At 49.0% G+C, this 20,700-nt stretch carries 19 protein-coding genes; 12 read left to right on the top strand and 7 right to left on the bottom strand.

The window, feature by feature from the left end; genetic code table 11:
• Positions 1-13 precede the first annotated feature (13 nt).
• From BGX14_RS01905 to BGX14_RS01895, 3 genes are read right to left on the bottom strand one after another with little or no spacing between them, the layout of a single operon-like run.
• Positions 14-1,606, bottom strand: coding sequence for an ABC-F family ATP-binding cassette domain-containing protein (locus BGX14_RS01905; RefSeq protein ID WP_073305304.1), 1,593 nt, complete (start codon positions 1,604-1,606; stop codon positions 14-16).
• A gap of 56 nt (positions 1,607-1,662) precedes the next feature.
• Complete coding sequence (gene murB / locus BGX14_RS01900; protein ID WP_255404469.1) at positions 1,663-2,652, bottom strand: UDP-N-acetylmuramate dehydrogenase; 990 nt, start codon at positions 2,650-2,652, stop codon at positions 1,663-1,665.
• Entirely contained in the window at positions 2,555-3,370 is an 816-nt protein-coding gene (locus tag BGX14_RS01895) for an ADP-ribosylglycohydrolase family protein (RefSeq protein WP_073305307.1), read from the bottom strand. The genes murB and BGX14_RS01895 overlap by 98 nt, the downstream gene beginning before the upstream one ends.
• Positions 3,371-3,695: 325 nt before the next feature.
• On the opposite strand from BGX14_RS01895, the gene BGX14_RS01890 reads away from it, so the two are divergent.
• The 7 genes from BGX14_RS01890 to BGX14_RS01860 all read left to right on the top strand — a co-directional run bounded on the left by BGX14_RS01890 (position 3,696) and on the right by BGX14_RS01860 (position 10,925).
• On the top strand, positions 3,696-4,634 hold the full coding sequence (locus BGX14_RS01890; RefSeq protein WP_143159453.1) for a hypothetical protein: 939 nt from the start codon (positions 3,696-3,698) through the stop codon (positions 4,632-4,634).
• A 103-nt stretch (positions 4,635-4,737) separates the two neighbouring features.
• Positions 4,738-5,679, top strand: a complete 942-nt coding sequence (locus BGX14_RS01885) for a hypothetical protein (protein ID WP_095878897.1) — start codon at positions 4,738-4,740, stop codon at positions 5,677-5,679.
• The gene (locus BGX14_RS01880; RefSeq protein WP_095878896.1) at positions 5,679-6,638 is read left to right on the top strand and encodes a hypothetical protein; all 960 of its coding nucleotides are present in this window, start codon (positions 5,679-5,681) and stop codon (positions 6,636-6,638) included. Before BGX14_RS01885 ends, BGX14_RS01880 begins: the two co-directional genes overlap by 1 nt.
• Positions 6,639-6,824: 186 nt before the next feature.
• On the top strand, positions 6,825-7,163 hold the full coding sequence (locus BGX14_RS01875) for a hypothetical protein (protein ID WP_073305314.1): 339 nt from the start codon (positions 6,825-6,827) through the stop codon (positions 7,161-7,163).
• A 443-nt stretch (positions 7,164-7,606) separates the two neighbouring features.
• Positions 7,607-8,575, top strand: coding sequence for an adenine-specific methyltransferase EcoRI family protein (locus BGX14_RS01870; RefSeq protein ID WP_073305367.1), 969 nt, complete (start codon positions 7,607-7,609; stop codon positions 8,573-8,575).
• 31 nt (positions 8,576-8,606) lie between these two features.
• Positions 8,607-9,716: a DUF262 domain-containing protein gene (locus tag BGX14_RS01865; protein WP_095878895.1), complete on the top strand. Its 1,110-nt coding sequence runs from the start codon at positions 8,607-8,609 to the stop codon at positions 9,714-9,716.
• A gap of 123 nt (positions 9,717-9,839) precedes the next feature.
• On the top strand, positions 9,840-10,925 hold the full coding sequence (locus BGX14_RS01860) for a toprim domain-containing protein (protein ID WP_073305318.1): 1,086 nt from the start codon (positions 9,840-9,842) through the stop codon (positions 10,923-10,925).
• A gap of 28 nt (positions 10,926-10,953) precedes the next feature.
• Here the strand turns inward: BGX14_RS01860 and BGX14_RS01855 are convergent, their stop codons facing one another.
• From BGX14_RS01855 to BGX14_RS01845, 3 genes are all read right to left on the bottom strand, one after another.
• Complete coding sequence (locus BGX14_RS01855; protein WP_095878894.1) at positions 10,954-12,498, bottom strand: hypothetical protein; 1,545 nt, start codon at positions 12,496-12,498, stop codon at positions 10,954-10,956.
• 53 nt (positions 12,499-12,551) lie between these two features.
• On the bottom strand, positions 12,552-13,550 hold the full coding sequence (locus tag BGX14_RS01850; RefSeq protein WP_095878893.1) for a hypothetical protein: 999 nt from the start codon (positions 13,548-13,550) through the stop codon (positions 12,552-12,554).
• A gap of 234 nt (positions 13,551-13,784) precedes the next feature.
• The gene (locus BGX14_RS01845) at positions 13,785-14,741 is read right to left on the bottom strand and encodes a metalloregulator ArsR/SmtB family transcription factor (protein WP_073305321.1); all 957 of its coding nucleotides are present in this window, start codon (positions 14,739-14,741) and stop codon (positions 13,785-13,787) included.
• Positions 14,742-15,100: 359 nt separating this feature from the next.
• Between BGX14_RS01845 and BGX14_RS01840 the strand changes: the two genes are divergently transcribed.
• From BGX14_RS01840 to BGX14_RS16245, 5 genes are all read left to right on the top strand, one after another.
• The gene (locus BGX14_RS01840; protein ID WP_158223196.1) at positions 15,101-15,862 is read left to right on the top strand and encodes a phosphatase PAP2 family protein; all 762 of its coding nucleotides are present in this window, start codon (positions 15,101-15,103) and stop codon (positions 15,860-15,862) included.
• A 27-nt stretch (positions 15,863-15,889) separates the two neighbouring features.
• Positions 15,890-16,795 (top strand): DMT family transporter, encoded by a 906-nt coding sequence (locus BGX14_RS01835; protein ID WP_073305324.1) that lies wholly within the window; start codon positions 15,890-15,892, stop codon positions 16,793-16,795.
• A 46-nt stretch (positions 16,796-16,841) separates the two neighbouring features.
• The gene (ispG, locus tag BGX14_RS01830; protein WP_073305326.1) at positions 16,842-18,593 is read left to right on the top strand and encodes a (E)-4-hydroxy-3-methylbut-2-enyl-diphosphate synthase; all 1,752 of its coding nucleotides are present in this window, start codon (positions 16,842-16,844) and stop codon (positions 18,591-18,593) included.
• 21 nt (positions 18,594-18,614) lie between these two features.
• Positions 18,615-19,784 carry a phosphoglycerate dehydrogenase gene (locus BGX14_RS01825; protein WP_073305328.1) on the top strand — a complete coding sequence of 390 codons (1,170 nt, stop codon included), beginning with the start codon at positions 18,615-18,617 and terminating at the stop codon, positions 19,782-19,784.
• A gap of 91 nt (positions 19,785-19,875) precedes the next feature.
• Entirely contained in the window at positions 19,876-20,010 is a 135-nt protein-coding gene (locus BGX14_RS16245; RefSeq protein WP_255404467.1) for a hypothetical protein, read from the top strand.
• Between the two features lie 149 nt (positions 20,011-20,159).
• Here BGX14_RS16245 and BGX14_RS01820 read toward each other — a convergent pair whose 3' ends face one another.
• Complete coding sequence (locus tag BGX14_RS01820; protein WP_095878891.1) at positions 20,160-20,678, bottom strand: methylated-DNA--[protein]-cysteine S-methyltransferase; 519 nt, start codon at positions 20,676-20,678, stop codon at positions 20,160-20,162.
• Positions 20,679-20,700: the final 22 nt, after the last annotated feature.

Genomic DNA, 20,700 nt, shown 5'->3' with positions numbered 1-20,700 from the left:
TTTAGTTCTTCCGTTATTTTTTCTTTTTCCTGCTGGCGAACCATTCGTCGAAGGTTATTGCCCTGTCGAGATAGCCCGTGGGCGTGAGTTCCAGAACGCGGTCGGCGAGGGTTTCCGCAAATTCGTGGTCTTCGGTGCAGAAAAGAATCGGGCCTTTGTAGGCTTTGAGCCCGTTGTTGAGTGCCGTGATGGATTCCAAATCCAGATGCGCCGTCGGTTCGTCGAGCATAAGCATATTGGCGTTGGAAAGCATCATTTTGCTGAGCATGCAGCGGACTTTTTCGCCGCCGGAAAGCACCTTCGCCGACTTGAGCGCTTCTTCGCCGGTAAAAAGCATCCGTCCGAGGAATCCGCGAATGAACGTTTCGTCCTGTTCCTTGCTGAATTGCCGGAGCCAATCCACAAGGGAAAGCTCTTCGGTAAAGAAAGCGTCGTTGTTCTTGGGAAAGTAGCTTGTGGAAATGGTCGTTCCCCATTTGACTTTGCCCGACTTGATGTTTTCTTCATCCTGGATGGCTTCCAGGAATGCGGTTTTCAAAACGCCGTAATCGCCGACCAGGGCGACTTTGTCGCTGCCGCCGAGAGAAAAATTCAGGTGCTCGAGCTGGGTGCCGTCGCCGGCGGTAATGGTCAAGTCCTTGACTTCGAGGACGATTTTTCCCGGTTCGCGGTCCATTTTAAAGCTGACCCACGGGAATTTGCGGCTTGATGCGGGCATTTCTTCGACGGTCATTTTGTCGAGGAGCTTTTTGCGGCTTGTCGCCTGCTTGGCTTTGGATGCGTTCGAGGCAAAGCGCTGGATGAACGCTTTGAGTTCCGCTATTTTTTCTTCGGCGCGGCGGTTCTGGTCCTTGCGCTGCTTTTGGGCGAGCTGGCTGGCTTCGTACCAGAATTCATAGTTGCCCGCGTACAAATTGATGCGACCGTAGTCGATGTCGCAGATGTTCGTGCAGACCGTGTTCAAAAAATGCCGGTCGTGTGAAACGACGATGACGGTGTTTTCAAAACGTTCCAAATAATCTTCGAGCCAGCTGACGCATTCCAAGTCCAGGTGGTTCGTCGGTTCGTCGAGCAAAAGGATGTCGGGATTGCCGAAAAGCGCCTGCGCCAGAAGAACCCGGATTTTTTCGTTGCCGTCCAGTTCCTTCATCAATTTGGTATGCGATTCTTCGGGAATTTCCAGGCCTTTCAAAAGGGTTCCCGCCGAAGATTCCGCTTCGTATCCGCCCATTTCCCCGAATTTCGTTTCCAGATCAATCGCTTCCATGCCTTCTTTTTCGGTCATTTCGGCTTTGGCGTAAAGTTCGTCCCGGCGTTTCCCGATTTTGTAGAGCTCCGGGTAACCCATCATCACCGTGTCCAGAACGGTAAATTCTTCGTAGGCAAAGTGGTCCTGCTTTAAAACGGCGATGCGTTCATTTGCGTCGTGCGAGACGTCGCCCGTATTCGGTTCGAGTTCGCCGGAGAGGATTTTTAGGAATGTGGATTTTCCCGCGCCGTTTGCGCCGATGATGCCGTAGCAATTTCCCTTGCGGAAAGAAAGATTGACTTCCTTGAAAAGTACACGGCTTCCATACTGTAAACTGACATTAGAAACATTGAGCATGCGCCAAAGATAGTAATATCCGGGATATTTTGAAGTGAAGGCTCGGGGGCTTCCTGCTAGAATCTTCCGAGGAAAATGATTTCCCGTTCCAGATTGACGCCGCTAGCCTTGAAAACTTTTTCTTTGGCGATTTCCGAAAGGTCGTAAATCTGTTGCGCAGTTGCATTCCCGATATTGATGATGAAGTTGGCGTGCTTTGTCGAAATTTGTGCGCCGCCCAGAGTGAATCCTTTGAACCCCGCCTGTTCGACGAGTGCGCCGGGAAAGTGGGAACCGTTTCTTTTGAACACGGAACCCGCGCTGGGAAATTCGAGAGGCTGCTTGGCCTGGCGTTCGGCGAGAATCCTTTTTTGCTCGGCAAGCAGTTCTGCGGAATCGCCCTGCGAAAGTTTGAACGTCGCTCCGAGAATGATTTTGGGCGAATTTTGAAATGAGGACTTGCGGTAAGCGAATCCGCATTCCTCGCGAGAAAAGGTTTTGATTTTGCCGTCTTCGTCCAGAAATTCGACGCTATCCAAAGTCTGGCCGATTTCTTGGCCGTAGGCTCCTGCGTTCATAGTGACCGCTCCGCCGATGCTTCCCGGAATGCCGGCGAGCAGGTGCATTCCCGAAAGGCCGAGAGTGGCGCTCGTGCGCGCAATCAGGGAGAGGGGTGTCGCCGCCTTGACGCTGAGCCTTTCTTTGTCGAATTTAAAATGTGAAAAATTTTTGCCGAGCTTGACGATCAGCCCGTCGAAACCGGAATCCGAAACAAGCACGTTGGAACCGAAACCGAGCAGGAAAAAAGGAACGCCTTTTTCTTTGGCGAATTTTTGAAGCTCCGGAATTTCTTCCACGGATTCCGCCACGGCAAAATAGCGTATGCTTCCGCCGGCTCGGAAGGTCGTGAGTTTTTTGGAATCGGCGTTTTCTTGGATTTGGGACATAATGTTTTTAAAATGGCTTGCTTTAGAGGATTTTCTTGCCGAATTTTTCTTCGAATTGTGCGCAGATGTCGATGAATTTAGGGTAGTATTTTTCGAGCAGCCGATGGGCGGTTCGTTCAAATCCTTGCGGGACTCCAAAGAGAGGTTCTGCAATGCTTCCGGCAATGCAAGCGAGGGTATCGCTGTCGCCTCCGAGGGAGACCGCATTCCGAATGGCGTCTTCGAAATTTTCCGCTTCCAGAACGGCGCAGACGGCCTGCGGTACGGTTCCTTGGCAAAGTGCCGCACCCGGATATTCCCAACTATAAACGGGGCGCAGGGAATCGATGGTGAAATTCATGTCGTAGCAGAAGTCGTCTTCCATCATGCGCTTCAACTCTTCTTTGGTCGTGCCTTGTCTAGCCATTAGAATGGCGAGGGCTACCGCCTGCGCGCCTTTGATGCCTTCCGGATGGTTGTGAGTGCATTCCGCGGATTCCTTCGCCTTGGCAAGAACTTCTTCTTTAGTGTTGAATGCCCAACCCACGGGCCCCACTCGCATGGCAGAGCCGTTTCCGCAGCTGTTGTAAGGCTTGCCTTGTCCCGTAGCGCGGGCGTCGATGACATACCTGGTGAAACCGCCGCCGTATCCGCCAACCGGACAATCGTACTTGCTCGCGTAAGCCACGTAGTATTTCCACACTTCGCCCCCGCGCATAATCCAGTCCGCCGTCGCGAAAGTCAAAATGCTGTCGTCCGTGGGTTCTATGCCTAATCCGAAAAATTCGAAATCCTTGGTTTTAATGTTTTCAAATTCGTAAATGGATCCGACAGAATCGCCGATGATAGAACCGATCATGTGTGCTCCTTTTTAAGGGAAAATATAGAAAAAAAAGGAGGCGTCGATATGAGGACGCATCTAGAGAGTTTTGCAAAATAGTTTTTCAAAACCTGTTCAAAGTCGCTATTTATTATCTTCGTATTCCTATGACGATGCCGAATTGAGCATCGCATGGACTGTGGAATAAATTTACGAGGGCGATTTTGTAAATCCCTTGGCTTATAATGAATGTCCGAAATCGCATCAAGAAGGACGTACGTCGTTGGAGATGCCTGTGCTTTATGGTTATATTCATTTGTGAATGAAAGCTTTAATCGCTTTCGCTAATACTGGAGAGTCGAAAATGGAGTTTTGCAAGACAATCTGCATTTGGTGCGCATTTGTCGCCGCCGCCGTAAACGCCGATGTTATCCCGCTCTCGGTGGAAATCAGGAATGAGCAGCCCTATTCGCTAGACAATAACGCGATAAGGATAAGGGTGTTTAACCATGGCACCGACACGCTCAGGAGCATGTCCTTTTGCTACAGGTTCCACGCGAACAAGGAGTTTGTGTTTGAACATGACTGGTATTTGCCCGATTTGAATTTTAAAGTCGATACCTTGACCGACACCACGTATCAAATCCATTTTTGGTTGAAACAGGGAGCGTTCATCGCCCCGAACAGTTATTTCCCGAATACATCCGGCATCGTGTTTGGTTTGCATTATCGGTATTGGTTCCCGTGGGAACACCAGCTGGATTATTCGTTTTCTTCAAGCCCTGTTTTTGAAAGTACAGACAAACTATTCTTGTCCATGACGGATGAGTGTTACGACAACGTTGTGACGATTGATTCGGCAAGAATTAAAATTCTTGGAGAAGACAAGGATGGGAATGGCGTCCGGGACGACTTGGATTCTCTGATAGATGCGGAAATTCCCGACAGCCCCGAAAAAAGGGCAGCCTATCGCTACTTGGCCCGCGCCATACAGAACCAATGGACAGCCTTCTATGAAAATCCGCAAATGACTTACGAGGAATTGCACCCGTATGAGGTTTTGGCTTCGTTGGGAACAACTTTTGTTGACGAGGTATATGCAGAAACCGATTTAGATTGGAAAATCTTTCAGGCACAACTTCATAATACGAAAGAGCGGATTCTATTTGATGATGAAATTGATCAACTCTTTGTCGGAAAATCTTTACCTGTTGCAGTCGGGAGGACAAAGCGATATCCAAGTGAAACTGCTAAAGGTCGGAAAGATTTTCAGGAACTTTTAAAAATTGAGGGGATGAAGTAATGAAGAATCTTTTGGCATCTTTATTTTTCTAATTTTGTCTGTCTCATTTGTGTGAAAATGAATTTTTTTTAATCACATCTTATTAACGCTGGAGAATCAGAAAATGAATCCATACAAAATAATTTGCATTTTGGGTGCTTTGGTTGCGGTCGCATTTGCGGATTCCCATGTTATGCCATTAACGGCAGAAATCAAAAACGAGCAGCCCTACTCGCTGGATAACAACGCTATAAGAGTGAGGGTTTTCAATCATGGAATCGATACATTAAAACAGATGTCGTTTTGCTATCGGTTTCACGCCAACAAGGAGTTTGTGTTTGAACACGACTGGTATTTGCCTGATTTGAATTTCAAAGTCGATACTTTGACGGACACCACCTATCAAATCCATTTTTGGCTGAAACAGGGAGCGTTCATCGCCCCGAAAAGTTATTTCCCGAATACATCCGGCATCGTGTTTGGTTTGCATTATCGGTATTGGTTCCCGTGGGAATACCAGCTGGATTATTCGTTTTCTTCAAGTCCTGTTTTTGAAAGCACAGACAAACTATTCTTGTCCATGACGGATGAGTGTTACGACAACGTTGTGACGATTGATTCGGCAAGAATTAAAATTCTTGGAGAAGACAAGGATGGGAATGGCGTCCGGGACGACTTGGATTCTCTGATAGATGCGGAAATTCCCGACAGCCCCGAAAAAAGGGCCGCCTATCGCTACTTGGCCCGCGCCATACAGAACCAATGGACAGCCTTCTATGAAAATCCGCAAATGACTTACGAGGAACTACACCCGTATGAGGTTTTGGCTTCGTTGGGAGGCTCTCTCATCCATGAAGTAGATGCCAAAAAGGAATTGAAATGGAATCTTTTTTTTGCTCAGTTGCATAATACGAAGGAACGAATTCTATTTGATGATGAAATTGATCAAATCTTTTCCGGAAAATCTTTACCTGTTGCTGTAAAATTTGACAAACGTTATTCTAGTTTAGTTGCAGAGGGGATGAATACTTACAATGAAATTTTGGAACAAGAGAGGATGAAGTAATGGAAAAACATTTGACATTTTTTGTTTTTCTAATTTTGTCTGTTTCATTTGTGTGGTGTGCCGAATCACCTTGTAAAATAATGAATTTAAAAGGATCCGTGGTTTATGAAGGATATTGCCAGCATTCCGCAGGGATTATTACCACAAATGAAATTCTATCTCTGAAAGGTATTTTTCTTCTAGAAGATAAGAAGAATGGGAGTTTTAAAAAGGTTAGTATAAAAGAAAATAAGATAACGGCACAAAGTTCTTTAAATGATGATTCATTGTTTGTTGTAGGAAATAGAACATTAAAGAAGGTGTATAATTCAGGAGTTTTAAAGAAGGAAAACTCACTTTCTGACGAATATTACCTTAGAACAAATTTTTTCGCCATAAATGGAATTGGTTATGATTCTAGGCAAAATGCATGGGATAATTTTGAAAATTTATTTGTTTATGTAAAAGAAGCTATTCAAAAGCAATTTCCAGAAGACACCATTTCTACGGAATTGATATTTAATAAGACATCGCGCAACAAGTTTACTGACATTGTTCAAACTATCTATAATATGGTGGTGGATGCAGGGCCTGATATTAGCGTGCTGGGTTTAGGTGTATTCCTTTATATGTCGTATGAAGAATTAAAAATACAATTTGCATCGCAATTTAATCCTGTATTAGAAGAAATTATTAATTATAGAGATAAACTCTGGAATGAAATTATTGAGTCTAATGAAAAAACAGATGCGGATCTAAAATCCGAGTTGGCTAATTGTGCAAACAATAAATCGAGAGCTTTGGTGCTTGGCCATTCACAAGGTGGAATGTACACATACAAAGCATTCAATTCGTTTCCCGATTCCGTCCGTGAACATTTTTATTCGTTCAACGTCGCTGTTCCTACAGATAAAAATCCTGATTGGTACCTGATCAATGACAACGATTTAATTGTCAATGCGGCAAGGGTTCTTCTTTGAACAATTCCTGAGGGTGAATCCAATGGCCCTGTTGATGGAGAGGAGTGCGAAAGTAATAACTTTACACATCACGCTTGGAATGAATCGTATTATAAGCCATGCTTACAGAGCTACGCCAAAATCAATGCGGCGATTGAAAACGCGTTTAGAACAGTTCCATATTGGGAAAAGGAAAAGAAAAATGCCATGTATCAATTGGTTTGGTATAACAGTGCTGCGCAAACGACGATTGAAATCGCCAAGGCCGATGGCTCGTTTGCGACCCTTGGCACCTATCACGGATACCATGTTACCGACCCGACGATAAAGACCGTTCCGGACGTTTTGCTTCAGGATGGCGTCCCTGTATTGAGAGTCAAGTCGTATCATCATGAATCGTGGTGGGGTCCCTATTTGTCTACGGATCCGGGTTTCTTTGAAATCGTTTCCAATGATGACGGCAGTCTGACTTACCTGATGTCCGATGCGTGGAGCCCGTATTCCTATGACGATGCCGAATTGAGCATCGCATTGACTGTGGAATAAAGTTTATTCTTAAAGGCGATTTTGCCTTTCCCTTGGCTTTGCCGGGGGAATTTTTAATTCTATCTTTCCCATAGACATTTTTGAAGAGTATTTGCTCTCGTTCTCCGCTCTGAAATACGACCAAATTTTTCAATCGGGAGAATGGGACGAACGCTCACGTGAATACGTTTTGGCGTACTGTACATCTACAGTGCGTTCGGGCGTATTTCGACAGATACGGCAAACAGGAACGTCATTGCGAGGAACCGTAAGGTGACGAAGCAATCCATCCAACATTTGTCGTGTTTTCTGTCGCCCGTTTTGGGGCGTGAGTTGTTTGTGCTTATTTCGATAGGGTACTTGGTCGTAACCTCAGAGCGGATAAGTGCATTCAACTTCACGCCTTTTTTATTTGTGAATGCGGATTGCGCCGAATCAGGGCAAAGCTCCAAGGAGCAAGCCCCATGGCGAAGAACAGCCAGTTGAATAGCGCGAAGAACGCCAAGAAAGATGAATTTTACACCCAGCTCTCGGATATCGAGAACGAGCTGAAACATTACAAGAAACATTTCAAGGGAAAGACAGTCCTTTGCAACTGCGACGACCCACGGGTGTCGAACTTTTTCCACTACTTCGCCTACAACTTTGAACACTTGGGCTTGAAAAGACTGATTACCACCTGCTACAAGAATCAGGAACGGGACCTGTTCAGCCAGAACGATTCCGAGCGGGCGATTTGGCTGGAATACTTTGGCGACAAAAATGGCAACCGCGTCCCCGACCCCGAAGAAATCGGCATTCATTATTTTGAAGGCGACGGCGATTTTCGCAGTGCCGAATGTATTGAGCTTTTGAAACAGGCAGACATCGTGGTGACAAACCCGCCCTTTAGTTTATTTAGGGAGTATGTGGCGCAGTTAATAGGGTTTGGGAAGAAGTTTCTGATTGTAGGGAATCAGAATGCAATTCACTATGTTGAAATCTTTCCTTTGATTAGAGACAATCTTATTTGGCTGGGCAATCATGCGGGAGATATGAAATTTAAGGTTCCCGATTACTATGAGCCGCGAGAAACACGCTTTTGGGTTGATGAAACTGGTCAAAAATGGAGGAGTCTTGGCAATGCGTGTTGGTTTACCAACCTTGACTTGCCAAAGCGCCATGAAGACTTGATTTTCTATAAGAAATACTCTCCTGAAGAGTATCCGCATTATGACAATTACGAAGCCATCAATGTCAACAAAACCGATGAAATTCCCGAAAATTATGACGGGGTCATGGGAGTCCCGATAACCTTCCTAAATAAGTATAACCCGGAACAATTTGAAATTCTTGGAACAAGTACAGACTCAATGCCGAAGGGGGCGCCGTATGTAGCAGGCAAAAGAATTTATGAACGCGTCCTCATCCGTCGCCGCCAAAGAAACTCCTAATCACTAATCACTAACCACTGTCCATTAAATTATGAAAATCGAACTCAAGCAAATCAAAATCCGTGACCTTGTAGAGGGTTACGAAAGCGATGATGAAACAGGCCGCGTGGTCGCATTCGGTGGAAAACTCGACATCCGTCCGCCCTACCAGCGAGAATTTATCTACAAGGAAAAGCAACGCGAAGCCGTCATCGATACCGTATTCAAGGGATTCCCGCTGAACGTGATGTACTGGGCTCTCCGCGAAGACGGCTCGTTCGAAGTCATTGACGGGCAACAGCGCACTATCTCGATATGTCAATATGCGGACAATGAATTCGCCTTTGATTTTCGCTATTACAAGAATCTCGCCGATGACGAGCAGCAGAAGTTTTTGGACTACCCGCTCATGGTCTATGTCTGCTCCGGTACGGATTCCGAAAAACTCTCCTGGTTCCGCACCATCAACATCGCAGGCGAAAAACTGACGGAACAGGAACTTCGCAACGCCGTGTATGCAGGCCCTTGGGTGAGCGATGCTAAGCGCTACTTTAGCAAGAACGGCTGTGCTGCGCAGAAAATCGGAGCGGATTTCTTGAACGGTTCCGCCATCCGTCAAGACTATTTGGAAACGGCCATCTATTGGCTCGGCGGAGGAGCCATTGACGAATACATGGCAATTCACCAGCACGACCAAAACGCCGGAGCGCTGTGGCGTTATTTCCAAAACGTCATCGAATGGATTAGGACTACGTTCAACGCTTCAAAGCAACGCATCAAGTTGATGAAGGGACAGGACTGGGGGTTTTTCTACAACGATTACAAGGACGATTTTTTTGATACGGAGAAGCTGGAAGCCGAAACGCAAAAACTCTTGCTAGATGACGACGTGACCAACAAACGCGGAATCTATCCCTATCTTTTGACCCGCAAGGAAAAATTCCTTTCCATCCGCGAATTTTCCGATGCGCAGAAAATTGCCGCTTATGAACGCCAGCAAGGCAAGTGCGCAAACCCGGATTGCCCCGACTGCGGAAAGGTCTTCCAAATCGCGGAAATGGAAGCCGACCACATTACGCCCTGGAGCCAAGGCGGCAAGACCCTATTGGAAAATTGCCAAATGCTCTGCAGGGATTGCAACAGGAGGAAATCCGATAAATAGGCGTTCCTAAAAAACGCGGAATGCGCATAAGATAAGCGGGAACGCCGTCTTCCCCGTTTGTTTTGCCCGAGAAAGTCATTTAAAAATGGGCGTTTTCAAAGTGTTTTTATTATTTTAAGGGCGATGTCCAACACCCGCGAAGATATCGACGCCCTGAAAGCCTCGCTTTCGATTACCCAGGTGGCAGAACGCTTGGGACTTCAAGTTGTCCGCGGAAAAATCCGTTGCCCTTATGCGGTGCGCCATGCTCATGGAGACAGGACGCCAAGCGTTTCGCTTTCGGAATCGAAGGGGCTTTTCAACTGCTGGGTTTGCCCGGATGTTCACGGCGATGTCATTCGGCTAGTGGAATTGACTTTGGACTGGAATTTTCAGAAAGCCGTGGACTGGTTGCGTGTGGAATTTTTTCCGGATTCGTCGCTAGGGGCGGGCGTTTCTAAAAATGGCTCTTCGTTAAATCGGAATGCCGCGGCTTTGGCAAAACCGCTTCATCGAAAACAGGAACCCGAAATCGATCCGATTTTGCGCACAAAAATCATTCTCGCTTTTTTTGAAATGCTTTCTCCCGTGGACAACACTCCGGCGTCGGCGTGGCTTATCAAACGGCGCATTTTCAAAAAAACGTGGGACTCCGCGCGGCTGCGCTTTATTTCGGACTACGACAAGGTGAATCGGGAACTTCTGCAGAAATTCGGCTTGGAAGTGTTGCAGAAAGCGGGGCTTTACAACGAAAAGGGCAATCTGCGCTATTACAAGCATCGCCTGCTTTTCCCTTACATCGACGAAAAAATCATTCCCCGGTATTTTCAGGCGCGGGCTATCGATGCGGAGACGCAACCGAAGGAATTGAACTTGCGCGGGTCCGTGCCGTTTCCATTCAACGTCTCGCTTTTGGATGGAAAACCCGGCTGGATTTATTTGTGCGAAGGCTGCGTGGATACTTTGACCATGATGGACAGGGGATTTCCTTCGGTGGGAATTCCGGGAGTGAAGTCGTTCAAACCGGAATGGACAAATCTTTTTCGAAATAAGCGGGTCGTCGTCTGCTTGGATCAAGATGATGCGGGCAGAATCGGGACCGAGAGCATTTTGAAGGTATTGAAGAATGCGGGAATCGATGCGGCGCCTTTGGGGGCGGGGCTGACTTTGGAAAAATTCCGTATGGCCGAAGGGCAGGATATCAATTCTTGGTTTGGCGGAAAGAAGTAGCGGGGGAGTTTCGCCTCCCCCTCCGAGTTTACTGCATTTTAGTTTTCCGCTTTAGCACCCAAACCGTTCCCACGGCGATAACGAAAATACAAAGCGAAATGAGTCCAATCCAAAGCGAAATGCGCACGGCGTCGGATTTATATTCCAGACGAACCGTCGATTCGCCCGCAGGGACGACAACGGCTCGCAACGTGCCAAAAGCCTTGTAAACTTTGGCGGGTTTGCCATTGACTGTCGCTTTCCAGTAGCGGTGGAAATTGCCCGACGAAAGCATGATGGCGGGGCGGTCTGCATGGACTTTATAGGTCAGGTCGTCCATTTTGGGGCTGGCGACCAGCTTGGCGGAACCCGTCACCGCATCGGACGGGGAAAATCCTTCGGGCTTTTCGGCAAGGATGATCGTCTTTTTAAAATCCATTCCGTTGCGTAGAGATTGGACGGCTTCGGAATCGCTTTGTACCGTGTAATTGGCATAAAGTCTGCCGTCGCTTTCGCTGTTTTGCAGAGGGACGTATTGCACGCCGGCGCGGGAATCGAAAATGACGTCGCCGATGTTCATCAGGTCGAGGAAGGCGTTTTGCGCTTGCCCTTGAATCACCTGGTTTATGTTGTAGAGATAATTTTCGTTGTTTTCTCCGCGGAAAAGCCGGTAGCTCGCGAGTTCGTTGTCGTGAAATCCGCTGGCGTTGCGCATTCCGTAAAGCGGGAACGAGTTGGAGCTGAAGGCCTGCGTCTGGGAAATGGAAAGGACCCGCGGGCGTTCGGTCGCGTTCGGATGCTCTGCCTGGATGCTGCGGATAACGGGGTGTGTCGGTTGGGCGTATTCGCTCGCCTGCACGTTTTGGATGAATGTCGCGTCGAGGGTGTAAAGTTCCACGGCGGCGATGGCTCCGACTATCAATGCTTTTTGCAGCGCGGATTTTTGGGTGGCGCACACGAACCAGACCCCTAAAATGGCGGCGACTGCCAGAATCAAGCTAGGAATCATTTTGCTTGCGGAGTAGCGCATGACGTTTTCATTCAAACTTTTGAAGTAGCCTGCGGTGACGGGGTCGGCGAGAAGATTTTGGTCGGAGAGAAAAAATAGCCCGGTAAGGAGGAAGGGGACGAAGAGCGAGCCGAGTTCCAGCTTGGAAGAACCCTGGAATTTGGATTTGAAGGCAAGGATGAATTCGTCCATTTTAAATGGAGCGTCGCGGTCGAGAATGTTGATGACGGCAATCAGGACGGTGCCATAGGCGATGGAAACCAAAAAGCCCGGAATGCCCAGAAAGCTTGTCCAAGAGAATCGGGCGATGCAGGCGAGTCCCAAAAGGGAAAGGAACATGATGAGGCCAGCTTTGAGGCTCCGGCGATTTTCGGGCCGGTTGAACGCTTGGATGACGGGAATCGCCATCATCATCATCACGAGCGGAAGCCAGAACATGGCCATGCTGGGCGCACGGAAACTTTTCATGCCGGGGATAATGGCGAACCAGAGTTTAAAGAGCGGGGAATGCGCGCCCATCGCGTAAGAGAGGGCGACGGCGGCTCCGACAAACCAGAAAATGGCGGCTCGCCGGCTTTTGCGCACAAAAAATCCGAGAAAAGCGAGGAATGTGAGAACGATGCCCGCGCTGTCGTGGTTCAGTTTAAAAGGATTGTGCCCCAGTAGAAAGGCGAACCCTGCAATCCCTCTTTTTGCATGTCGGCATAGGGCACTGTAATGAGCGCACTGCCCGAAAGTTCCGGTCCTGCCGCTCCGTTTTTCTGCTCGTAAACATCCACGCCGAGAAATCCCGGAATGAGCATCGAGGCCAACTCTTCCTGATGAAGCGACCAGCTGCTTGCGTGCCCGTAATTGGTTTTTTCTCCGGTTCCCCGGACGGATTCCGCAGTGGTGTAAAGGTAGGGCGGGATTATCTGGAATGCGGAAATGCCCAGCGCAATTGCCAGTGCTCCCGCAGCGATTCCCAATTTTTGGGAGCGGACTTTCCAGCTTGCGTTGAGGGCGAGGGTTTCAAAGAGGGCGTAAAATCCGGCACCCCAGAGGAACAGGTAGGTGAGCTGCAAATGCGAGCCGAGAATCATCCAGACGATGGAAAGAGTGAAGACGATAAAATAGAAGAGGCTGCCTTCCCGAATGATTTTCCGAATGGCGAGAATGGCGAGAGGCGCCACGGCGAAAACCATCATCTTGCCGTCGTGTCCGCCATAGACGTAGGAAAAGTACTGCGGAGAAAAGGCGTATAGAAAACCGAAAAGGGTTCCCCAGGCGAGGCTTCCCGAGAGCGAGCGGGCGAGCAGAGTCGCGCACAAGAAAGCGACCCATACGATTAAAATGAATTTAAATCCGACGGCGCGGGCGGGATCCGTCAGGAATTCGACAAGAACCAGCGGGTGGTAGGCGTCGCCAAACAGGGCGTCGATGGTTGGAACTCCGCCCAATCGGGAATCGTCCCATTCCGAGAGGACAAGGCTTTGCGCCCGAACGACCTTGCTGCCGATGCCGTTCAGCTGGTCGGAATTGAGCATCAGCGTATTCGCGTCGAATACGAAGGCCCGAAAAATAAAAAGGAGAAAAAGGAAAAAGGCGATGCCGATACCGGCGAAAGTTCCAAGTTGTTTTACGGATTCTTTTTTCATATTCGCAAGGTAATAAAAAACCGCCTTATTGCGAAAGGCGGCGACTTCAGTTTCGGGATTCTAATCAGTCTGCGGCGTTCTCGTCCAAAGAACGGGATTGGACGATGTGGTAAATCGAAAAGAGAGAAAGCAGGAAGACGGTGACAATCCCGACGATTTTGACGAATTTTCCCATAAAGGCACTCCTTGTTTTGAAACCAAGATAAATTTACTTAAAAAAAGGAAAAAAGAATATCATGCCGGCAAATTTTTTTTCACGATGACGCAGATGGCGGGAAGCTTTTCTTCGGTAGAAATTTCGCTCTGGATGATTTCCGAAGTATCGATTCGGCAGGGCAGGTTTTGCAGCAGGAACTGGATGCGTTCTTTGCTGAATCCGAGCCAGAGATGCCCATGGGATTCGCGGAGTTCCTCTTCCTGGTGTTCCGCAAGGTCGAGCAGGGCAAGGGTTCCGCCAGGAGTCAAAAGTCGGACGGCTTCGGCCAGGGCTTCTTGCGGGCTGGGCGCATGGTGCAGAACCTGGCTCATTAAAACCAGGTCGGCGCATCCTGTCGGGAGGGGAATTTTTCGCATATCGGCGCAAATCGCGTTCAGATTTTCGGTGCCTTTTTCGCGGGCGATGTCCATCACGCCTTTCACGGTGGTTTCGTTGATGTCGATGGCGGTAACTTGCTTGCAGCGGTTCGCAAGCATAAAGCTCAAGTCGCCGCCTTCGCCGCAACCGATATCGATAGCGTGTTCAAAGGGGAGCATCAGATGGGCGAAAAGGGAAATTTGGGCTTTCAGGCTCCCGCCGGCTTCGGAAAGCTTGTGGAATTTTGCCGTGTTGCTGTTCCGCCGGGCGACCAGAAGCTCTTCCACTTTGCTTTCGACGAGCGCCAAATCGGAAAGCTGCTCCCAGGCCTTGGAAATCATGTCGTAGAGTTTTCTGCTCAGATAGAGGTCGTCGGAAAGTCCGTAAAAGGCTTTGGTCCCTTCGCGCCGGTCTTTGAGGAGCCCGCAGCTCGAAAGTTTGGCGAGATGACGGCTGGCATTCGACTGGTGGATGCCTAGAATTTCTTTCAATTCGTTTACCGTAAATTCTGAACGGGATAGAATCATCAGAATTTTAAGTCGGGTCTCGTCGGAGACCGCGTTGAAAAGGTCAAGAGTTGGAATGAGCGGTTCTAGGGCGGAGCTTTTTTTTTCCATGGAATAAATCTATCTTATTTTCCGAATAATGGCGACTTCTAAAAATACATTTTCAATAAAGCGGTGGCGACTTGTCGTGCAGACCGTCTTTCCAAGAGGCTTTAGATTATGGCACTATCTCGTCGTTCAGGCGTTCGGAAGTGCGCAAATAGCGGCGTGGCTAGAGAGGTGCTTACAAAATGGCTTTGTCGCTCTGCATTTCGTTATGACGTTTTTTCAAACCGGTAGGTGCCCTTTGGCAAGCTCAAGGACCGGTTGTCGAACTAGTCGAACCATGGTTGGTGAGCCTGTCGAACCACTTTGCCGGACCCCTTTTTAAAAGCTGCCGAATGAATTTCCGTTTTTCCTTTTTTTTCTTTTTGATCGCCGCTTCGATGGTTTTGCATTGGGGAGCGTCGCCATCATTTGCCGAAGAAAAAACGTTTGCCTGGAATGCGAAAACGGATGTTCCTTTGCTCGTGTTAGGTACCGGGGTTTCTTTGTGGGGCTCCCTGCGGTATGCGGATATGGAACCTCGCCGGGATTTGCCGGATAAAAGCGAATTGTTGCCGTGGGACAGGCCGTTTGCGGGGAATAAGAACAAGGTCGCCGATCGCATTAGCGACTGGATGTCGCTTGGCATTCTCCTGCCGTTTGCATGGGAGGGTTACAATTGGGCGACGGACAAAAGCGATGCCGGGGAAGTCTGCGTATTCTTGTTGAGTGCCGTGGAAATCGGCTTGTGGACGAACGGGATCAATTTGCTGCTCAGAAGTTCTCGCTTGTGGCCGCGCCCGGAATTATACGCTTCGGGGGCGGATTTGGAACGCGGGGAAGCCTGGGGCTCTTTTTATTCCGGGCATACGAGCGCGGCATTTGCCCTGGCCGTTTTCAGCGGAATGTGGTACGATGCGAAAAATCCGAATTCCCCTTATGTGCCTCTTGTTTGGAGCGTATCGCTTTCGGCTGCGGCGAGCGTCGGCGTGTTGCGGATTTGGGCGGGGAAGCACTACCCGACGGATGTTTTGGCTGGAGCCCTTGTCGGTTCTTTGGGAAGTTTTGCCGTTTTGCGGTTGCACCGCTCTTCGCGGGTTTCCCTGGTGGCGCTTCCCGGCTATTTGGGGGCTAGCGTCCGTTTTTAAGGGACGTGATTTTTATCTTTGAAAGCGATGAAAAATCCCTCGCTTTTTCTGTGGCATATCCTCGCCATTTTGACGGTATCCGTTTGGGGAGCCAGTTTTGTTTCGACAAAAATTCTTTTGAATGCGGGCTTTTTGCCGACCCATATTTATCTGCTGCGTTTTCTTTTTGCCTATTTGATTCTTTTGCTGCTCTCTCACGATAAATTCTTTGCGGACAGCTGGAAACACGAAGGAATGCTTGCGTGTTGCGGGCTTACCGCCGGATCCATTTATTTCATTGCGGAAAATACGGCTTTGGAATACTCGCTCGTTTCCAATGTGTCTCTGATTGTTTGCGCCAATCCACTGCTGACTATGATTGTTGCGGGAGCGCTGTTTCCAGGCGAACGCTTGAACAGGAGACAGATTGCGGGTTCGGTAATTACTTTGTGCGGAATGGCTCTGGTCGTTTTGAATGGAAAATTTATTTTGAAACTTTCTCCGGTGGGCGATATTCTGGCGTTTGCAGCAGCCTTGGCGTGGACGGTTTATTCGCTGATTGTGCGGCCTCTTTCCGGATGCTACTCGTCGCTTTTCATTTCGCGAAAGATTTTCTTTTACGGAACGCTGACGTCGCTTCCGGTTTTAGCTTTGGTGGGGCTGGACGTTCCCTGGGCTGCATTTAAAAATGGACAGGTCGTCGCCCATTTCCTCTTTTTGGGAGTCGTCGCGTCGCTATTTGGCTATGTGGTTTGGAATCGGGCTTTGCGCGTCATTGGAACTGTGCTCGCGTCGAATTACATCTATGCGATTCCGCTGGTTTCCATGATTCTTTCGGTTCTCTTTCTGTCGGAACGGATTACGGTTTTTGCCTGTATTGGAGCGGGGCTGATTCTTTTCGGAATGATTCTTGCGGAATGGCAGGATCATCGTAAAAAGAAAACGGAGCATTGAAGAACAACGAGTCTAGGCTTGGGTTAAAAAGTGCTATATTGAAGCCATGTCCGAAAATTTTAATTATCCCTATATGCCGAACCGCTTCTCTCCGGTTCGCAGAAAAACGGTCCGGGTTCAAGTTGGCGAAGCCGTGATTGGCGGCGAATCCCCCGTGCTCGTGCAGTCCATGACGACGACCAAACCCAAAGATGTCGCAGAAACAGTTCGCCAGACTTTGGCCTTGGCTCAGGCGGGATGCGGTCTTGTCCGTATTACCGTGCCGACTCTTGCCGACGCCCAGGCACTCGAAGAAGTAATGCGCCAGATTCGCGCTACGGGCTGTCGGGTTCCCGTCTCTGCAGATATCCACTTCCAGCCGAAGGCCGCATTCGAAGCCCTCAAGTGGGTCGAAAAAGTGCGCATCAATCCGGGCAATTTTGTCGATTCGGGAATTGCCACTTTGGAAAAGCAGGCGGAAAAAAATTTTGAAGAAGGCAAAGAAAAAGTCGTCGAGGCCTTTACGCCGTTTGTCCGGGAAGCCAGAGAGCGCGGACGGGTGATTCGCATCGGCGTCAATCACGGATCCCTTTCGGCTCGGATGCTTTACCGTTATGGCGATACGGTCGAGGGAATGGTCGAAAGCGCCATGGAATATCTGGCGGTCTGCGAAGCGGAACATTTTGATCAGGTCGTGGTCAGCTTGAAATCTTCGACGCCCCGCGTGGCGATTGCCGCTTATCGGATGCTTGCCGCTCGATTGGAAAAAGAGCATTTCAAACCGTATCCGTTCCATGTTGGCGTTACGGAAGCGGGAGCTGGCGAAGATGGACGGCTCAAGTCGGCGGTCGGCATCGGCTCGCTTTTAATCGACGGCCTTGCTGATACGATTCGCGTTTCCTTGACCGAGGATCCTGTCGCCGAGGTTCCTGTCGCGCAAGAATTGATTCGGGTTTCTGAACTTCCGCAAAAAACGTTGGACTTTCACGTTCCCGATTGGGCAAAGGACCCTTACCATTACAAGCGTCTGGAAACGGAAAAAGTTTCGTATTCGGGGGGCGCAATCGGTGCCGCGGAAATGGTGCGTGTTGGCGTTTCGGCTCCGGTTCTCAGTCTTTCCAATGGACTTCGGTCTCCGGAATTTGCGTTCACCGGCTTTGCTGGGCAGAACATAGTCGCTTTTAAGGACGAATTGGATATCGCCGCTTTTGCCGATGGAAGCAGAAATATCCCGCAGGATTCTTTGGTGGCGTATGTGGGCGAGCAATTCGTTTTGGGCAACCGCGCGCTGGTTTCGGCTTTGGAATCGAGAAAACAGAAAAATCCGGTGCTGCTTTACAAACGGATTTCCGCTTCGGAAAGCGACAAACTGAAAACGGCAGCCGAATTTGGCAGCTTGCTCGCCGACGGAATAGGCGATGCCGTTGTCGTCGAATCGGAAAGCGACCAGAATATGGCCGTGTCTCTCGCTTTCGATATTTTGCAGGCTGCCGGCGTGCGTCGGAGCAAAACGGAATTCATCAGCTGCCCGGGCTGTGGCAGAACTCTCTACGATATTCGGGAAGTCATCGGAAAAATTAAGGCCCGGCTGGGACATTTGCAAAACATTTCCATCGGCGTGATGGGCTGTATTGTGAACGGTCCTGGAGAATTGGCGGATGCGGATTTCGGCTATATCGGCGGGGCCCCCGGATTCATCAATCTGTTCGAGGGCAAAACCTGTGTCAAAAAGAATGTCCCCGAGGCAAATGCCTTGGACGAACTCGTGGAACTCATCAAGAGCCGCGGTCGTTATGTGGAAGCAAAAGAATCTAAATGAATCATAACAAAGGAACTCACCATGCGTAAAATCAAAACCCTGAATAATATCTCCCAGAAAGGTCTGTGCCTGTTTGGCAAGGATTACGAAGTTTCGGAATCGGTTGAAAATCCGGAAGCGATTCTTGTCCGCAGCGCCCAGGTCGATACGGATTCTTTCAGCGAATTGCTGGCCGTCGCCCGCGCCGGTGCCGGTGTCAATAACATCACCATCGACAAGGCGAGCGCAAAGGGAATTTGCGTATTCAATGCTCCGGGAGCCAATGCGAACGCTGTCGCCGAATTGGTCATGACGATTCTCGGCATGGAAGTGCGCCACGTTTTTGAAGCGACGAATTGGGTCAAGAATCTGGATCCGAACGATCCCGCTTTGGACAAAACGATTGAAAAAGGCAAGAAAATGTTCTCGGGAACGGAACTTTCCGGAAAGACCCTGGGCGTTATCGGCCTTGGCAAAATCGGCGTTCTCGTTTCAAATTATGCCCGCTGGAAAAACATGAACGTCGTCGCTTACGACCCCTATCCGAGCGCGGCGAACATGCACAAGCTTTCAAATGTCGTCTCGGTGGTGAAGACCATCGACGAAGTGATTGCCAAGTCGGATTTCATTACCGTCCATGTTCCGTTCATCAAGGGCGTCACGGAAAATATGCTGAACGAAAAGAACCTTGCCGCATTCAAAGGCTCCATTATCATGAACTTCGCCCGCGGCGGAATCGTGAACATGGACACCGTTTACAAGATGCTGGACGAAGGCCGTTTGCAGAGTTACTTGACGGATTTCGCCGACAAAAAATCCTTGCAGAATCCGAAAATCAAAATTTTCCCGCACCTTGGCGCAAGCACCGAAGAAGCGGAAGAAAATTGCGCGGTAATGGCTGTCGAAGAACTCAAGGACTATTTGGAATTTGGCGTGGTGCGCAACTCGGTCAATTTTCCGCCGCTGGACAGCTATCCGCATGCAGAAGTCAAGAGCCGCGTCGTTGTCATCAACCAGGACGTGCCGAACATGATTGCCGAAATCACCAAGGTCTTTGGTGCCGCAAACATCAACATTGCAAGCTTTAGCAACAAGAGCAACGGCAAAATCGGATACAATCTGATTGATGTGGAAACTTCCGTCGATGATTCCATTATCGATGCGCTGAAAAAGTTGGAAAAGGTCATTCGCGTTCGCGTCATCCATTTCTAATTTTTTGCCCTGTCTTTTATATGCGCCGAAGAGTTTCTTCGGCGTTTTTGTATTCGATGCGTTTTTTAGTTTGTCGGCTTGAATTTGATTTGTGGAAGAAATTCTGGACAGCGCCGTCGAAAAGAGGCAAACAGAACTTCCGAAAATCGATTCGGAAAATGACTCGAAACGTTTTGAAAATCCGTATGCAAAAATCGGTTTTGAGAGGACGCAATCGACGAGTTGAAAGTTTAGGTTTATTTGGACGTCTTTTTGTTTCGCGAAGCTCCACAAAAACTAGGCTTTGCGGGGTTCCGCTATCGCTCATTCCGGCGCGACGCTTCGGAACTGCTGGCGCAGCCCCTACAATCCTTGGCGCAAAAGGGAACGGTTCTTTTATATCGGCAACGCAAATTTTGAAATGTCAACGCCTTCCATTTTCAACAGTTCGATTTTTTTATCGATACCGCCAGCGTATCCGGTGAGGCCGCCGTTCGTTCCGACGACTCGGTGGCAGGGAATTATCAGCGAAATGGAATTGTGCCCGACCGCTCCGCCGACGGCTTGCGTCGAGACCGCTTTGCCCGTTTCCCATACGATTTGCTGGGCGATTTTTCCGTAGGTAGAAGTCTCTCCGAACGGAATGTCAAGCATGATTTCCCAGACGCGCTTTCTAAATGGCGAAATCCCGACGAATGCAAGCGGCGGTGTAAAAACCGGGGCTTTTCCCGAAAAATAAATGTCGAGCCATCTCCGTGCTTGCTCGAAAACAGGCAAATCCTTTTCTTCGTATTCTTCGGGCAATGTGTCGGCAAAAAATCTTTGTCCGTCGAACCAAAGCCCGGTCAGTTCTGTTCCGTTGCTGGCTAGCGTTATGCCGCCGATGGGAGAATGGTATTTGTTTGTCCAAAACATAGCAGTAACCCTTGATATAGAT

This window comes from Fibrobacter sp. UWS1, from assembly GCF_002300445.1.
GTDB classification, from domain to species: domain Bacteria; phylum Fibrobacterota; class Fibrobacteria; order Fibrobacterales; family Fibrobacteraceae; genus Hallerella; species Hallerella intestinalis.
The sequence above is the reverse complement of the archived record's forward strand: the minus strand, read 5'-3'. Positions and strand labels throughout refer to the sequence as shown.

Excerpts from the sequence above, each read along its gene's own strand:
- BGX14_RS01850 (WP_095878893.1), bottom strand. The coding sequence starts at position 13,550 with ATGAAAAAAGAATCCGTAAAACAACTTGGAACTTTCGCCGGTATCGGC.
- BGX14_RS01895 (WP_073305307.1), bottom strand. The coding sequence starts at position 3,370 with ATGATCGGTTCTATCATCGGCGATTCTGTCGGATCCATTTACGAATTT.
- BGX14_RS01845 (WP_073305321.1), bottom strand. The coding sequence starts at position 14,741 with ATGGAAAAAAAAAGCTCCGCCCTAGAACCGCTCATTCCAACTCTTGAC.
- BGX14_RS01820 (WP_095878891.1), bottom strand. The coding sequence starts at position 20,678 with ATGTTTTGGACAAACAAATACCATTCTCCCATCGGCGGCATAACGCTA.
- ispG (WP_073305326.1), top strand. The coding sequence starts at position 16,842 with ATGTCCGAAAATTTTAATTATCCCTATATGCCGAACCGCTTCTCTCCG.
- BGX14_RS01860 (WP_073305318.1), top strand. The coding sequence starts at position 9,840 with ATGTCCAACACCCGCGAAGATATCGACGCCCTGAAAGCCTCGCTTTCG.
- BGX14_RS01905 (WP_073305304.1), bottom strand. The coding sequence starts at position 1,606 with ATGCTCAATGTTTCTAATGTCAGTTTACAGTATGGAAGCCGTGTACTT.
- BGX14_RS01875 (WP_073305314.1), top strand. The coding sequence starts at position 6,825 with ATGTATCAATTGGTTTGGTATAACAGTGCTGCGCAAACGACGATTGAA.
- BGX14_RS01890 (WP_143159453.1), top strand. The coding sequence starts at position 3,696 with ATGGAGTTTTGCAAGACAATCTGCATTTGGTGCGCATTTGTCGCCGCC.
- BGX14_RS01885 (WP_095878897.1), top strand. The coding sequence starts at position 4,738 with ATGAATCCATACAAAATAATTTGCATTTTGGGTGCTTTGGTTGCGGTC.
- BGX14_RS01825 (WP_073305328.1), top strand. The coding sequence starts at position 18,615 with ATGCGTAAAATCAAAACCCTGAATAATATCTCCCAGAAAGGTCTGTGC.
- BGX14_RS01865 (WP_095878895.1), top strand. The coding sequence starts at position 8,607 with ATGAAAATCGAACTCAAGCAAATCAAAATCCGTGACCTTGTAGAGGGT.
- BGX14_RS01880 (WP_095878896.1), top strand. The coding sequence starts at position 5,679 with ATGGAAAAACATTTGACATTTTTTGTTTTTCTAATTTTGTCTGTTTCA.
- BGX14_RS01870 (WP_073305367.1), top strand. The coding sequence starts at position 7,607 with ATGGCGAAGAACAGCCAGTTGAATAGCGCGAAGAACGCCAAGAAAGAT.
- BGX14_RS01835 (WP_073305324.1), top strand. The coding sequence starts at position 15,890 with ATGAAAAATCCCTCGCTTTTTCTGTGGCATATCCTCGCCATTTTGACG.